This is a genomic window from Drouetiella sp., assembly GCF_059504425.1.
In genome coordinates this window covers 1-13,509 of sequence record NZ_JCACIN010000051.1, presented here as the reverse complement: position 1 = coordinate 13,509, position 13,509 = coordinate 1, and the positions used below count along the sequence as shown (strand labels likewise).

13 protein-coding genes are annotated in these 13,509 nt (G+C 48.4%); 7 read left to right on the top strand and 6 right to left on the bottom strand.

Translation table 11 applies throughout. The features are described from left to right. Nucleotides 1–14: 14 nt before the first annotated feature. Nucleotides 15–485: a hypothetical protein gene (locus AC5JMP_RS12860; RefSeq protein WP_495851872.1), complete on the top strand. Its 471-nt coding sequence runs from the start codon at nucleotides 15–17 to the stop codon at nucleotides 483–485. On the opposite strand, the gene AC5JMP_RS12855 is transcribed toward AC5JMP_RS12860, so the two are convergent. From AC5JMP_RS12855 to AC5JMP_RS12845, 3 genes are all read right to left on the bottom strand, one after another. Next, nucleotides 436–1,767 carry a DUF2330 domain-containing protein gene (locus AC5JMP_RS12855; protein ID WP_495851871.1) on the bottom strand — a complete coding sequence of 444 codons (1,332 nt, stop codon included), beginning with the start codon at nucleotides 1,765–1,767 and terminating at the stop codon, nucleotides 436–438. The two genes, AC5JMP_RS12860 and AC5JMP_RS12855, sit on opposite strands and share 50 nt — an antisense overlap. A 54-nt stretch (nucleotides 1,768–1,821) precedes the next feature. After that, the gene (locus tag AC5JMP_RS12850) at nucleotides 1,822–2,661 is read right to left on the bottom strand and encodes an RnfABCDGE type electron transport complex subunit D (protein ID WP_495851870.1); all 840 of its coding nucleotides are present in this window, start codon (nucleotides 2,659–2,661) and stop codon (nucleotides 1,822–1,824) included. A gap of 135 nt (nucleotides 2,662–2,796) precedes the next feature. Then, complete coding sequence (locus AC5JMP_RS12845) at nucleotides 2,797–3,516, bottom strand: type 1 glutamine amidotransferase (RefSeq protein ID WP_495851869.1); 720 nt, start codon at nucleotides 3,514–3,516, stop codon at nucleotides 2,797–2,799. Nucleotides 3,517–3,659: 143 nt separating this feature from the next. On the opposite strand from AC5JMP_RS12845, the gene AC5JMP_RS12840 reads away from it, so the two are divergent. From AC5JMP_RS12840 to AC5JMP_RS12825, 4 genes are all read left to right on the top strand, one after another. After that, complete coding sequence (locus AC5JMP_RS12840; protein ID WP_495851868.1) at nucleotides 3,660–4,586, top strand: phytanoyl-CoA dioxygenase family protein; 927 nt, start codon at nucleotides 3,660–3,662, stop codon at nucleotides 4,584–4,586. Nucleotides 4,587–4,588: 2 nt separating this feature from the next. Continuing rightward, the gene (locus tag AC5JMP_RS12835) at nucleotides 4,589–5,485 is read left to right on the top strand and encodes a phytanoyl-CoA dioxygenase family protein (RefSeq protein WP_495851867.1); all 897 of its coding nucleotides are present in this window, start codon (nucleotides 4,589–4,591) and stop codon (nucleotides 5,483–5,485) included. A 168-nt stretch (nucleotides 5,486–5,653) separates the two neighbouring features. Then, complete coding sequence (locus AC5JMP_RS12830; RefSeq protein WP_495851866.1) at nucleotides 5,654–7,108, top strand: APC family permease; 1,455 nt, start codon at nucleotides 5,654–5,656, stop codon at nucleotides 7,106–7,108. 34 nt (nucleotides 7,109–7,142) lie between these two features. Beyond that, the gene (locus tag AC5JMP_RS12825) at nucleotides 7,143–8,501 is read left to right on the top strand and encodes a glutamine synthetase family protein (protein ID WP_495851865.1); all 1,359 of its coding nucleotides are present in this window, start codon (nucleotides 7,143–7,145) and stop codon (nucleotides 8,499–8,501) included. Between the two features lie 126 nt (nucleotides 8,502–8,627). Here AC5JMP_RS12825 and AC5JMP_RS12820 read toward each other — a convergent pair whose 3' ends face one another. Continuing rightward, a complete protein-coding gene (locus AC5JMP_RS12820) occupies nucleotides 8,628–9,431 on the bottom strand; it encodes a DUF6885 family protein (RefSeq protein ID WP_495851864.1) in 804 nt (267 codons plus the stop codon). Nucleotides 9,432–9,590: 159 nt separating this feature from the next. Here AC5JMP_RS12820 and AC5JMP_RS12815 point away from each other — a divergent pair, with 159 nt between their 5' ends. Both AC5JMP_RS12815 and AC5JMP_RS12810 read left to right on the top strand, forming a co-directional pair. After that, nucleotides 9,591–10,334: a DUF1003 domain-containing protein gene (locus tag AC5JMP_RS12815; RefSeq protein ID WP_495851863.1), complete on the top strand. Its 744-nt coding sequence runs from the start codon at nucleotides 9,591–9,593 to the stop codon at nucleotides 10,332–10,334. A 104-nt stretch (nucleotides 10,335–10,438) separates the two neighbouring features. Continuing rightward, nucleotides 10,439–11,917 carry an alpha-amylase gene (locus AC5JMP_RS12810; protein ID WP_495851862.1) on the top strand — a complete coding sequence of 493 codons (1,479 nt, stop codon included), beginning with the start codon at nucleotides 10,439–10,441 and terminating at the stop codon, nucleotides 11,915–11,917. A 225-nt stretch (nucleotides 11,918–12,142) separates the two neighbouring features. Here the strand turns inward: AC5JMP_RS12810 and AC5JMP_RS12805 are convergent, their stop codons facing one another. Both AC5JMP_RS12805 and AC5JMP_RS12800 read right to left on the bottom strand, forming a co-directional pair. Then, nucleotides 12,143–12,412 carry a hypothetical protein gene (locus AC5JMP_RS12805; protein WP_495851896.1) on the bottom strand — a complete coding sequence of 90 codons (270 nt, stop codon included), beginning with the start codon at nucleotides 12,410–12,412 and terminating at the stop codon, nucleotides 12,143–12,145. A 193-nt stretch (nucleotides 12,413–12,605) separates the two neighbouring features. Beyond that, nucleotides 12,606–13,193 (bottom strand): HdeD family acid-resistance protein, encoded by a 588-nt coding sequence (locus tag AC5JMP_RS12800; RefSeq protein WP_495851861.1) that lies wholly within the window; start codon nucleotides 13,191–13,193, stop codon nucleotides 12,606–12,608. Nucleotides 13,194–13,509 lie beyond the last annotated feature (316 nt).

Below are 13,509 nucleotides of genomic sequence, written 5' to 3'. Positions count from 1 at the left end.
AGGAAAGATTTAGGGTGTTGCAGCCTGTCTACTTTGAACTTGAGATGAACCCGACTCTGCCTTTTCCTGCTCTTGCACCCACTACCCACCCCATCGCAGCTAAACCGATCGCCGCCACCGCTTTAGAGACTTATCATGCTGTCCAGCAGGCTGACAGAATTCGATCGCTCGATCGCAGTGTCAAGGTGGGCGAAATTGAGCTAAAAGATCGGAGTCGGTGGTGGAAGATCAAGGTACGCTGGACAGTCAAGATGGGGCATTTCCTCCAGTTTGAGGAAATCTCAGGGGAGAGCCAGACATTTTGTGCCTTGGTTAATAGCCTTAATAAGGGCGATCGCCTGATTACCCCCGACGAGTGGGAAATCTTTGCCATGCTGGTAGACGATCGCCGCAATTATGCGCTGCGTATGGGCGCTCAGAAATGTTTGAGTCGGCTTATCCATGCCCCAAAAACGCCTGAAAGAAATGCTGCCACCAAGGGATAAAACGGCTCTGCACCTGGGGTAGCCGCTCGCGGATCTCCTGAATCTCCCAGCCTGTCAAACGTGCCAGGGTTTGAGCCTGCCGCTCAAAAACGCGGGGAAGCGATCGTTGATAGTCTTGCCCAGCGCTACAGGTGGGTTCGCCCGTAAAGGGATGACGGAGAATATAGCGACCCTGAAAGGATTCACGGTTGTTCGTTTGCTGAAATATTAGGTCTTCAGGGAAGCGATCGCGCGTATATCGCACATGCATTCGGGTCAAAAATACATTTTGCGGTGTTTCTGGAGTTACCCAAAATGCGCCTGCCTGACGCAGTTCATCAGGGGTCAACGGCTCAGCCGAGCAAGGATCGCAACCCGCCATGTCCCAGGCATATTCCACGAAAGCTACGTTCTTGCCTTCGCGGTTGTAAGCCGTTGCAAACATAGATTTGTAAAAATCGCTGAATTCCTCTTTGACGTACAGCGGGACTTCTGCATCCGAAGGCACTTTTACCGTGCGGTAATTAGTCACTTCTGCCTGTCCTTGGGGCGACAGAATATAGACAATCAGATCCTGTGCAGTTTGGGCATTAACCATGCCCAGCCGAATCGGCAGCATAAATCGAGGCGACTCATAGATGATCTGAATCGGACGTAAAGACTGATAGCCTGAAGTTTCATATACCTCTAAGTTCACCTTTGCCACAAAAAACTTTAGGCGCTGACGAATGTAGGGCTGCAAGAGCTGCCTCGCGCCTTGGGGAATGCGGTAGCCATTTTGGGTCAGCCAAGTTTCTAAGCCTCCCGACTCTCTAGCGCTCAAAATCACGATATCGTACTCGCCTACCGTGAACTGAGATTCTACCGTCACGCCCAGAGCGCCATTACTTTGCCGAGACGCAGCCCGCTCAGCAGAAGCCGCTTGGGGCGCCATCAACCTATCTTCAGTCCGCCATATCGGTGCGCAGGGATCAGGATCAAAGTACTCCACTAGGCGAGGAGCGCTAAAAGCATCCAATCGCTCAACTATTTTAGGATCAGAAATTTGCACCTGATTTTCTTCTAAGACAACCGGAACAGGAATGACAATCGCGAAATCTTTCACATCGCCTTGATAGTCATTTGCCATAGTCAAAACCGTACGATTGCCATTGCGGGCGATCGCCACTTGCGAAGCCTGATTGTATAGCTTTGTATCCGCTTTAGCCACATAAAAACCGCAAAATGCCCAGGCTTTAGCTGCAATGAAGAAGCTTGTTAAACAAATAAAACAGGTAATCAGCAGAACGCGAAAGAGTTTCATACTAGAAGCTGAAATTTCATTTCAGAGAAGGTAAAAAATATTGGAGCTTCTGTTTTAAGGGACTGGTAAAAGCTCATCGGTCATATCTACTTCAGATAGCTCTAGAGCATCTTGATGCCAGATAAAGCGATCGCCTGAGAACATTCGATCAAGTAAAATAGTCAATGGCGCAAGGCTAAACAGCGCCCAGAAAGGAGCGGTTGAGATAAACCAGAAGTTGCGAAGATAGAAGGTGAGAAGAGCGATCGCGCCAGCCCAAATAATTCGTGCAATTCGCGCATTGGGAACAGTGCGCGGATCGGTAATCATGAACAGAGCGAACACCAACAGCGAACCGCTCATCATCCGATGTGCCCAAACATCCCATGTCCAGCCCAGCCAGAGGTTTCGCACTGCCTCCAGCCCCGCGTAGGAAGCCAAGAATGCGACGCTTGTATCCCAACGTCCAATCCGTCCCAGCACTAAGCCACCCGCGCTGAGAAACAGCAACACATACCAGCCTTCTTCACCCCACTGCCCTGGAGAAACCCAGGCATCCTGTGTCAGCGTTAGCACGGCTACAATGCCAAAGTTGCCTGGATTAAAAATATGCTTGTCCTGCACTCGCAGACAAAACTTGCTGAGAATCGCCAAGGTGCCTGCCAACATTAGCGTACCAACGTGATCGGCACGCAGCAGCAAACTCAGCCCCAAAGAGGTGACTAATGCACTCGGAAGGGATTTAATGAACGGAGCAGAAACTTGAATCGCTGCGATCCACTGGACACAGCAGCAGGTGGCAATTAGCGCCCCAATCATGAGGGGGTGCAGCGACCAGTCCCGCGCAACGATTCCAACTCCTAAAAATAAGCTGAGGAATAAAATTTGATAAAGCCGAGCATCACTAAACAGCATGGAGGGGAACGGATGAGTTCAGAACTAGCTGTTATTATGTCCGGTGCGATCGACTCTAAAATCCCAGTTTCAGTTTCAGTAACAACCGCAGATTTAAGTTAAAGAAGTGTATTTTTTACAACCTGTTTAATAGAGCTAAATGGCTAAAAAATGCTCCATAAGGCTATCCGCCAAGGGCTTGACCGCAGGAGAGTACTGTTCAGCCTCCCGCAGCATTTGCTCGATCGTCGTGTCTTGAATCTGGCTATCCACTAGCTCTTGAGCAATTACGGTTGAGCAATCACTCAGGACATTCTCGTCGATTTCCAGATGAAACTGAATTGCCCAGACATGATCTTGATAGCGAAAAGCTTGATTGGGATATTTGCTGCTCTGAGCCAAGCGATCGCAATTGGGTGGAATATCAAACGTATCCTGATGCGATTGAAACACCCGAAACTGCGGCGGAAAATCTTTGAATAACGGATCGGTTTTTGCCGTCTCTAAAAGCTGAATTTCGCACCATCCTGCCTCGCGTCCCGACTCGCCGCGATAGACCTTTGCGCCCAAGACTTTTGCTAAAATCTGCGAACCCAGGCAAATTCCTAAAATAGGAATTTTTTGAGCGATCGCCGATTCTAGTAACTCAAATTCATACTGTAGAAAAGGATAGGTTTCATCTTCATAAGCGCTGATTACCCCACCCAAAACCACGATGTGGGAATAATTGGCAATTGCTTCAGAAAGCACTTCGCCTTTAGGAGTATCTAAGTACCGTATGGGTATTGACCTATCTTTCACAGCCGTTTTCAGAAGTCCTAAACTTGAGCATTCCTCATGTCGAATCACAAGAAGGCTGGGTTGAGCAGTGGTCATGAGCTTTTATTGCATTGCTTATTTCTATTCCCTGATCCTGCTGAGCAATCAGCCAAAATTTCTGTATTTTGCACAACATATTATGACAAGCTAGTCTGATATGTTAGGCAGTACTAAATTCCGTATTAAGACTGCATTCCATAATGTCTGCTTTAACCGCATCTGCCTTAACCGCCGAGCAAGTTAATTGCTTCCACAGGGACGGTTTTCTAATTGTTGAAAACTTGATTGATGAAGAAACCGTTCATCGGTTGGTCGATCGCGTTGAGCCTCTGTTCTCAGGCGAGTTTGACACTTCAGTTTATCCGGATGAATGGTACTGGAATCCGCAGTTGGGCAAGCCGGGTGCATCGGCGCAAATGAGCAACGTGTGGAAGAGCGATCGCGCCTTTGCTTCGGTCGTGCTATCAGCAAAAATTGGCGAGATTGCCGCAGACTTAGGCAGATGGTCAGGTGCAAGATTGCTAAGCGATAGTCTCTGGCGCAAACCCTATGGTGCAACTGAGACTACTCATCATCAGGACTCCATGTACTCTTTCTACCATACGCCGCAGGAGATTGTGGTGTGCTGGATCGCCCTCAGTAATGCGGTACAGGGAGCCAGCCCGATTGAATATGTGCGGGGTTCACATCGCTGGGCGCTGTCTAGCACTGTGCCAGAGTTTCATGCCCCCAGCAGGAGCTATCGCTGGGAAATGGAGCAAGCAGCTCAACGCGCTGGAGTTGAGTCACCTGAGGTGGTTCAGCTAGCGCTCAAGCCTGGAAGCTGTGCTTTCCATCATGGGCATATGTGGCATGGCTCTGGCAGAAATCTGCTGCCAGATGTGGTGAGACGCAGCTTGGTGTTGGTGCATGTACCCGCTGAGGCGCGCTTTAAGCCAGCAGGAGCCTATGTGCCCGGAGGCTACATTGCCGGACGCTACAAGCGATTTGGCGACGACGCAATGGATGAGAGCTTTTTCCCGATCGTCTATCGGCAAGACGGCTATCGGACTCCTTTTATAGAAGGCTATTGTGAAAACGCTTTTGCACAGGCTGCTGCATCTTCCTCTAATCAGGCGAGTGCTTAGCGATGACCCATCAGCCTCTACAGTTTAGCGACGCTCAGATAGCGCAGTTTCAGACACAGGGATTTCTAGTGATAGAGAAATTCCTTGATTTAGAAGTCGTCGATCGCATTGATGCTCGACTTGATCCGCTCTTTGCGACACAGCTAGAAACGGGTAACTACCCAGATGAATGGCATGGTAGACCGAATCTCAGTCAGCCCAATGCTACCCGGCAAATGAGCGGTCTTTGGCGATGCGATTGCACAATTGCCAGCCTCTCCCTGTCCGCCGAAATTGCTCGGTTGAATGCGACGCTGGGGGGATGGACGGGCGGGCGATTGGCAACTGATAGCTGTTGGATTAAGCCGCCTGGTGCACCTGAGGTGCTCTTTCATCGCAACAATACTTCGGTGAGCTGTATTGACCCTGCCACCGTGATCACCTGTTGGATATCCCTAGGAAGCGCGGCGGCTGGAGCGCTGGAGTATGTGCCCCGCTCTCATTTGTGGTTCTGTAGCGATCGCTTCCAGTTTCTCCATGCGCCTTTAGGAGACTATCGCCAGCCGCTCTGGGATGGGGCGATCGAGGCAGGTCTTGAGCCATCCCAAGTTCAGGATCAGATACAAACCGCAGACATTCCGACGGGCGGCTGTATTTTCATGCATGGTGACCTCTGGCACGGTTCAGGTCGGAATATTACAGACGAGACGAGACGGAGCTTTTCGGTTAGCACAATGTCAGCCTCTTCTCAGTTTCAGCCCTTGGGCGTGGGACAAGGCTATATTTATGGTCGCTACCGTTCCATAGGAGATCTAACGATCGATGAAAGCTTTTTCCCAATTCTATGGACGCAAGAGGGATATTGTTCGCCCATGGTGAGGGCGTATTGCCGGGATATCTTGAGGGCAAGTGTCGTGTAAAAAACGATCGCTCGGTATCAAGCGTTACGAATTCGCCCTGACGGATGGCATAGGTTTAGATGGAATTCAAGGCTTTATCCTCTGGATTTAATCAGGTGCAGTTACTTAGTTTTTATCTACCCGGTTTTTAGAGAATTCACCTAGCCGTCACTGATTGAGGGATTAAGCATGGCCAAATTAGAGGTTAAGCCAAGGGTTTCAGGTTTACGTCCAGATTGTCTACCGTTTTCTGAAGTTATTTCCCAGTCGATCGCTAATATCGCACCTAGCGTTACGCCCACTGTCAACGCCGCTTTAGTGTTTGCTAGCGCTGGAACGGGGACTTGGTTTACCTACGTTTTAGCGACAATCGGCTTGACTTTTGTGGGTCTCAATATTAACCAATTTGCTAAGCGATCGGCATCACCCGGCTCACTGTACGCCTACATTGCTCGCGGGCTAGGACCTATGGCAGGCGTACTCACAGGCTGGGCGCTGGTTCTAGCCTATGTCTTGACCGCAATGGCTGTGGTGAGCGGATTTGCCAGCTATGGGGCGGTTGTCCTCGGCGCGATCGGTATCAATCCCTCTCCCATTTTCCTATTTGCGATCTGCGTTGGCATAGCCTGGTACGTAGGCTATAAAGACATCAAGCTTTCAACGGTTATCATGCTGGTGTTAGAAGCGGTATCGGTCGGGCTGATCATCATTCTAGGTATGATTATTCTGGGCGAGAAAGGCTACGTTATTGATCCAGCTCAGCTTACACTTCAGGATGCCAAACCGGGCGGCATTGTTCTGGGTCTGGTGTTGGGTGTATTCAGCTATGTTGGGTTTGAGAGCGCGACAACGCTGGGCGATGAGGCCAAGCAGCCTCTACGCAACATTCCACGGGCAGTGATTAGCAGCACGATTATCTGTGGAATCTTTTTTGTGTTTATGTCCTACATTGAGGTGCTAGGATTTCAGGGCGCTCCGGTCAAATTCAACGAAAGTGCAGCTCCTATGAGCGACCTAGCAAATTTTGCTGGCGTCGGTTTTTTTGGCGTACTAATTGCTGTCGGGGCAACGGTCAGTATGTTTGCCTGTGCTCTAGCAAGTATCAATGCAGGTGCCCGAATTTTCTTCTCTATGGGAAGACATGGCATCTTTCACAGAAGCATTGGTCGGGCACATGGCAGAAATGAAACGCCTCATGTGGCAATCACCCTGTTCGCACTTGCTACGTTTCTAGTGCCAACTATTATGAATATGGTAGGCGTAAGACCGCTAGATATCTACGCATACACGGGCACGATCGCCACCTATGGTTTTCTGGTTGCCTACATTCTGATTTCAATCGCGGCTCCTATTTATCTCCGACGTGAGCACCAGCTGCGCTGGACAGACGTTCTATCTTCCATTCTGGCGATCGGATTCATGCTCATTCCTGTTCTAGGCAGTATCGGTCTTCCTGGAGAGAACAGTATTTTCCCTGTTCCTACTGCTCCCTACAATGTCTTCCCCTATCTGTTCCTGGTTTATATGATAGTGGGCGCAGTCTGGTTTCTGATTTTGCGATCGCGCTCCCCTAACATGATTCAAGAAATGGAGAATGATATTGAGGCTTCTCACACTCGCTTCAGCGAAATGAAGAAGGTTTAGTTTTTAGATCAAGCTGTGCTTTTAAGGTATCCCAATGGTTATGGAAGCTTTAGCCTCAGAGCATTTGGTGGGCGATCGCATTACCCAATTTATCGCCACACTTCAGGAGCAGGGCATTGAGTATGTCCGCTTTGAGCTGCCCGATCTGCATGGCGTATCGAGGCTAAAAGTAGTTCCCATCGATAAGGTGGAGGGCTACACGCGCAAGGGGCTAAACTTCTATGGCGGAACGCTGGCGCTCGATACGGCTTCAAAAGTGGTAACGGGTTCTGGAATGCATGAGGAGCGCAAATATCGCGACCACATGTTGATTCCCGATTTGGATACGCTTGCACCTGTTCCTTGGCTAAAAAACACCGCTAAGGTCATCTGTGATGCGCAGTGGGGCACAGATGACCCGCTAACCATGGCTCCTCGTTACGTGCTGAAGGCTCTGCTGCACAAAGCGGAAGCCATGGGATTTGATGTCATGATGGGACATGAGTTTGAGTTTTATCTGCTACAACAGGATACGAAAGAGCCGTTATTTGATGGGCTTCATATTTTCAACCATATTCGGAACCAATATATCCCTGAGATTGATCAGCTCTTAGACTATCTGCGGGCATCCGGCGTTGATGTGATTACCCACAACTGTGAATATGCGCCTTCACAGTTTGAGATTAATTTTGGGCCAGCTGTAGGTATTGCAGCAGCTGATAAAGCTTTTACCTTTAAGACAACGGTCAAAGAGGTTGCGCATCGGATGGGGTACCAGGCAACGTTCATGTCTAAGCCCTTCTCCGATCGCGCCGGATGCTGCTGCCACTTTCACATCAGCCTCATCGATCGTCGCACTGGACAAAACGCTTTTCTCGATCTTAGCGATACCGACGGTCTATCCCAAACTAGCAAATCTTTTATCCAGGGCATCTTGACCCATGCGCCTGCCATGATGCCGCTGATTGGACCTACTCCCAACTGTTATCGCCGCCTCAAGCCCTACACTTTCGCACCCTCCAACATTAGCTGGGGCATCGAAGATCGATCGGCAATGGTGCGGGTTAAAGCAACCCACGACGAAGGTACCCATCTGGAAATGCGGGCTGCGTCTGGCTTGAGCAATCCCTACCTGAGCGCTGCTGCTACGCTAGCTGCCGGATTGCTGGGGATTGAGCATCAGTATGAGCTACAGTCACCTGTGGAAGGACCCAGCGAAGATAATCCCAATCTTCCCAAGCTAGCGCCTAATCTAGAGGCGGCTTTAGCAGGACTCCATGCTGATATTGAAATGCGATCGCTCTTGGGTGAAGACTTCGTGCATTTATTTACCACGGTCAAGCAGTTTGAGCTAGCTCGTTTTCATGCCCATGTGACCGACTGGGAGACTAAAGAGTATATGGAGGTTTACTAAATTCTTGAATACGAGAGTAATGGTATTCAGGTCTTGATTTTTGTTACGGGGACGAAGCTCCATAACAAAAATCAGAACTATCAATAAATCAGGACTATCAATAAATCAGGACTATCAATGCGAGAACTATACTATCGGACTGCCATTATCCCAGCATTCGATCGCAAATCCTTCTTGTTTGAACTGTAGCTCAACCTCTTCTTGATCACTCTGGGATATAAATAACAGAATGCCGCCGCCATATCCATCGCCTCGGTTGAGCGCTTGGGCAAGAACATCAAATGGCTGCAAGTGATAGCCCTGCCAGCCAAACTTGGGGTAAGTATCGCAGATTAGCCCTAGCGATCGCATCCCTTTCACCATCCCTGCCAGCACCAAGAAATGCCCCACGTTCCAGTCGGCAGGCGGCGGCATAATTGCTTCCTCTGAAAGATAGGAGATCGCATCGCCAACGGGTAGACTTGCCCCCCAGAGCGAATCGGTGCGCAGGTTGCAAAGCGGAATCGCATTCCAGTTCGAGTGATTCTGGCATAGCTGTAAGACGGTTTCCAGGCGATCGACTGTCCAATCGGCCTGAAGCGGCACAAACCTATGGGCGTTGTCAGAAAGCGCTGAAACAGCAGCCATTAGACCCTGGGCAGAGGTTCCAGCCTCTCTAAGATCTGTTGCTTCGGGTAGTGCCAAACAGTAATCTTGCCGAGAGTTTGCGCCGCTGGGTAACCAGGTTTCCGGATTTCCTGTAGGCAGTATCGAGCCTGCCATTTGGGCAACTTGTTCAGGTGTTAAAGTAATACCACGCGATCGCAGCAACACGGCAACCCAGTAAGGCCCACAAAGATTATCAGGCTGCTGTCCAGCCAGCCGATGTTCTAACATGATGCGATCAAATCCTGGCAGTAGACCTACTGAAAAATTTTGCGGAGTAGACATCCATTTACCTCTGACTAACAAAATCTGCGATCGCCCATGGGGTAGAGCTGCTAACTAGCATCTCCTCTATACGCTAGACTACATACATCCTCTGAAGCCATCTGCTGAAGCCAGTTGGTAAAAATAGACTCACTCAAGACAGAACCGCTGCAAATCTATATGGCTCACGATACTGTCTATCCAGTTGATCCCGATAGCGATCGCACAAATGATGTCTTGTTGCGTAATGATAGATTAACTCATGATTCGTCTAGTCATGATGCATCGGGTCATCTGGGCGTAGCTGAACTTAATTTTAACGCCAGTCGACGGCGAATTCTAACGGCTCCTCTGTCTGATCCTATTACTAAAAATATTGAGGCTATCATTGCGCTCCACACGCAGAAAGTGCGAGATATCCCCACTCATCAGCGGGTGTTAGAGGAATTTGCGGCTTTCTTCGGGCGATCGGCATTCATGTATGGTCTATTAGCAGGACTCTCAATCTGGATTATGGGAGATTTCATCAACCATACAGAAGTGATGCCCTTCAAACTGCCATCCTTTATCTGGGCAGATTATGGTTTAGATGCAGCGGCTCTTTTAATTTCAACAGGAGTATTGGTGCGCCAGTCTCGGCAAGAAAGTTTTGCTGAACAGCGCGCTCAGCTCATGCTGCAACTCAATCTTCTATCGGAACAGAAGATCGCCAAAATTATTGCGCTTCTGGAAGAACTTCGCACAGATTTACCCAATGTGATCGATCGTCATGATCCTGAAGCAGAAGTGATGCAAGAAGCGGCTGATCCGATCGCCGTTCTGGAGACACTTCAAGACAACCTAGAAAAAGAGCTATCGCTAAGTTCTGCCCATGCCTCTACAGACCCCGTCAGAGAAACAAAAATAGCATCTGTCGATAGATAGATCTTGCTAGAATCCGTATAGCTAGATTGATAGATGATTACTCCTATCGTTTGACGTATTGTTGAGTTTCAGGAAAGAAAATTTATCTTTTGCCGGAGGCAGTTGTGTCTGAGACTAATGGCGTAATGATGCAGTACTTCCACTGGTATAACGCAGACGATGGTAGTCTGTGGAATCAGTTGACAGAATCTGCTGAAGATTTGGCGAAGGTTGGTGTGACTGCACTATGGCTGCCACCTGCGTACAAAGGCACAGGCGGCGGTATGGATGTAGGCTATGGAGTCTACGATTTATTTGACTTGGGGGAGTTTGATCAGAAAGGCTCTGTACGTACTAAGTATGGAACTAAGGATGAATATATTCGTGCCATCAAAGCGGCACAGGCTGTGGGAATTCGTATCTATGCAGATGCTGTTCTCAATCATAAGCTAGGCGCTGATGCAGAAGAAGAAGCAGAAGCAACTCCCTTTGACCCTGAAAACCGCAATAGAAAAATTGGAGAGTACCAAAAAATTAAGGCTTGGACACATTTCACCTTTCCAGGTCGTGGTGAAAAATACTCCAGTATGCAGTGGCACTGGTGGCATTTTGATGCGATCGATTACAACGTTTACAACGAATCTGAGAATGCAATCTACCTGCTCAAAGGGAAAAAATTTGATAGTGATGTTGACCTAGAGAAAGGAAACTTTGACTATTTGATGGGCTGTGATCTAGATACAAGCCATCCTGAGGTTGCTGGAGAACTTAAATATTGGGGAGAATGGTACGTAGACACAACAGGAGTAGACGGTTTTCGATTCGATGCCGTCAAACATGTGTCAGCAGACTTCTTCCGAGAATGGCTAGATCATGTGAGTAATTACGCTCAGCGCGAGCTGTTTGCAGTGGGTGAATACTGGTCGTATGAAGTTGAAGCTCTCCATAACTTCATTGAAAATACGAACGGCAAAGTGACTCTCTTTGATGCGCCGCTGCATTACAACTTTCATGCAGCAAGTCAGGCAGGCAATGAGTATGACATGCGGCAGATTTTTGATAATACTCTGGTTCAGCAACAGCCTACTCTAGCTGTAACCCTAGTTGAGAACCACGATTCGCAGCCATTGCAGTCGTTGGAATCTGTAGTTGAACCCTGGTTTAAGCCGCTTGCCTATTCACTAATTTTATTGAGACGCGAAGGGTATCCCTGTATCTTCTATGCTGATTACTATGGCGCACATTACAAAGACACTGCCAGTGATGGCACCGAGTGTGAAGTGTGGCTAGACCAGCATCAATTCCTGCTGGATAAGATGCTACAGGCTCGGCAGACATACGCCTACGGAGAGCAATATGATTACTTCGATCATGCCAATTGTATTGGCTGGACGCGCCTGGGCGAGGAAGATCATCCGGGTGGTGTAGCTGTCGTTTTGAGCAATGGCGATGAGGGCACCAAATATATGGAGATCGGTCAGCCTAATCGCACTTATATTGACATTACTGAACACATTAGTGAACCTGTCACAACTAATGAGGAAGGTTGGGCTGAGTTTCGATGTACAGCTGGCTCAGTCTCTATTTGGGTACCAGAATCATAAGGATTTTGTATCAGTTCTGACCTAATAGCTTTAACGTTGCTATTTTAAGTCCTCTTACAATCTGTACCCATCATTGAGTACAAATTGTAAGAGGATTTTAGATTTGATACGAGATTGCGGTACTGCGCAAATCATAAGCCAGGGCAAGTCAAAGATGATTCAGAGCATATCCAGCTAGCTAGGCGTCATAAGCAGAACACTCTCTAGGGAATAGCTCACAGCCGTCTAGATTCTCAGCACGATCGCGCCCACCAAAACAGTCAAACCTAGCGATTGGCGAAAGTAATTTACGCCCTGAAATAGCTCCTGCCAAGCCCAAGTAAATAGGCTGCCAAATGCGATCGCATCTAGACCCGCATAGAGATTGCCGCTTGTCAATACAATCTTGAGCAAGGTAGCTGCAAACCAGACCAAGATCGGCAGATTTGGCATCTGACCCAACACAATATTGCCTTCACCGTCTCTAAACGTGCGATCGAATAGAGAGACTTCCATATGCTTAAATGCCATGCCTGGTATTGCGCAATTGAGTTATGACCAATAGGTTTTTGAGAGTTGCACTCTACGCGGCTCTCAAAAACCTATTGGCTCTGAGCGCCTAGGGCTGTGCAATACCGCAGCTCCAGTAAAAACTTGCTACTCAAGGACTGCATCGTTTAAGCAAACCTTAAGTAACGAAAACCCTAAGTCAAAACTGCTCTGAAGGTGGGCTATCAGACAGATGGGTAGAATCTTCGGCGACGCGTGGGTTAAGCGATAGCATCAGTCTCGAAACACCCGTCGAAATAATGCTGGCACCGATCGCAACTCCCAACAGCCAAGGTGCATTTCCAGGCCACTCAGATACAATAACAGCTCCTAGCAGCAGTGTAAAAACCCCATTGACCAGTACCGAAAGCCAGTTGCGCTGGGGGCGAACGCGGAAAGCTAAAATGATCTCGAACACGCCCTCTGTTAACAAGAAGCTACCCAGCAGGAGAGTAAGCGTAATCACGCCCGATAAGGGATTCACCAGTAGCATAATCCCTGTAGCAATATACAAACCGCTTAGCAATAGCTTCCAAATAAAGCCATCTTGCTCACGGGTTTGCAAAGCATAAAATAGTTTAGTTGCTCCTGCAGAAATTAGGATCAGGGTGATCCAGGTTTCAGTTACGATAGTGGAAACTGCTGGAGCAGCGATCGCGGCGATTCCCAAACCAATCAAGAGAACGCTGATCCAAAGCGGCGCACCCTTATCTTTCCTAATATCATCCGTTGAAATGTGCGTTGTCATACGAAACCTCTCGCTACTCAAATTATTTTTCTAGAATTGACGCAGTTAACCCAAAAGCTCTGCCCACAGAATAGAGCAAACTTTCTCCCTCTATCAAAGGCTAGAGAATAGGGACGTTTTTTTACAACATCACCTCAAGTACTACTAGACTAGAAAGTTTTTTGCAAACTTGATAGCTCCTTGAGATAGACATTAGAAGCTAAGACACAAAGGCTGACCAAATCTTGCCAGTTTCCTGCAATGGCTGCTCCTTCAGTTCAACCCTCAGGGCGAACGCATCTTAACCACACAAGACCTTGAGCAAATAGTCTTCATC

Coding starts and splice junctions, on each gene's coding strand:
- AC5JMP_RS12855 (WP_495851871.1), bottom strand. CDS start 1,767: ATGAAACTCTTTCGCGTTCTGCTGATTACCTGTTTTATTTGTTTAACA.
- AC5JMP_RS12850 (WP_495851870.1), bottom strand. CDS start 2,661: ATGCTGTTTAGTGATGCTCGGCTTTATCAAATTTTATTCCTCAGCTTA.
- AC5JMP_RS12845 (WP_495851869.1), bottom strand. CDS start 3,516: ATGACCACTGCTCAACCCAGCCTTCTTGTGATTCGACATGAGGAATGC.
- AC5JMP_RS12840 (WP_495851868.1), top strand. CDS start 3,660: ATGTCTGCTTTAACCGCATCTGCCTTAACCGCCGAGCAAGTTAATTGC.
- AC5JMP_RS12835 (WP_495851867.1), top strand. CDS start 4,589: ATGACCCATCAGCCTCTACAGTTTAGCGACGCTCAGATAGCGCAGTTT.
- AC5JMP_RS12830 (WP_495851866.1), top strand. CDS start 5,654: ATGGCCAAATTAGAGGTTAAGCCAAGGGTTTCAGGTTTACGTCCAGAT.
- AC5JMP_RS12825 (WP_495851865.1), top strand. CDS start 7,143: ATGGTTATGGAAGCTTTAGCCTCAGAGCATTTGGTGGGCGATCGCATT.
- AC5JMP_RS12820 (WP_495851864.1), bottom strand. CDS start 9,431: ATGTCTACTCCGCAAAATTTTTCAGTAGGTCTACTGCCAGGATTTGAT.
- AC5JMP_RS12815 (WP_495851863.1), top strand. CDS start 9,591: ATGGCTCACGATACTGTCTATCCAGTTGATCCCGATAGCGATCGCACA.
- AC5JMP_RS12805 (WP_495851896.1), bottom strand. CDS start 12,412: ATGGAAGTCTCTCTATTCGATCGCACGTTTAGAGACGGTGAAGGCAAT.
- AC5JMP_RS12800 (WP_495851861.1), bottom strand. CDS start 13,193: ATGACAACGCACATTTCAACGGATGATATTAGGAAAGATAAGGGTGCG.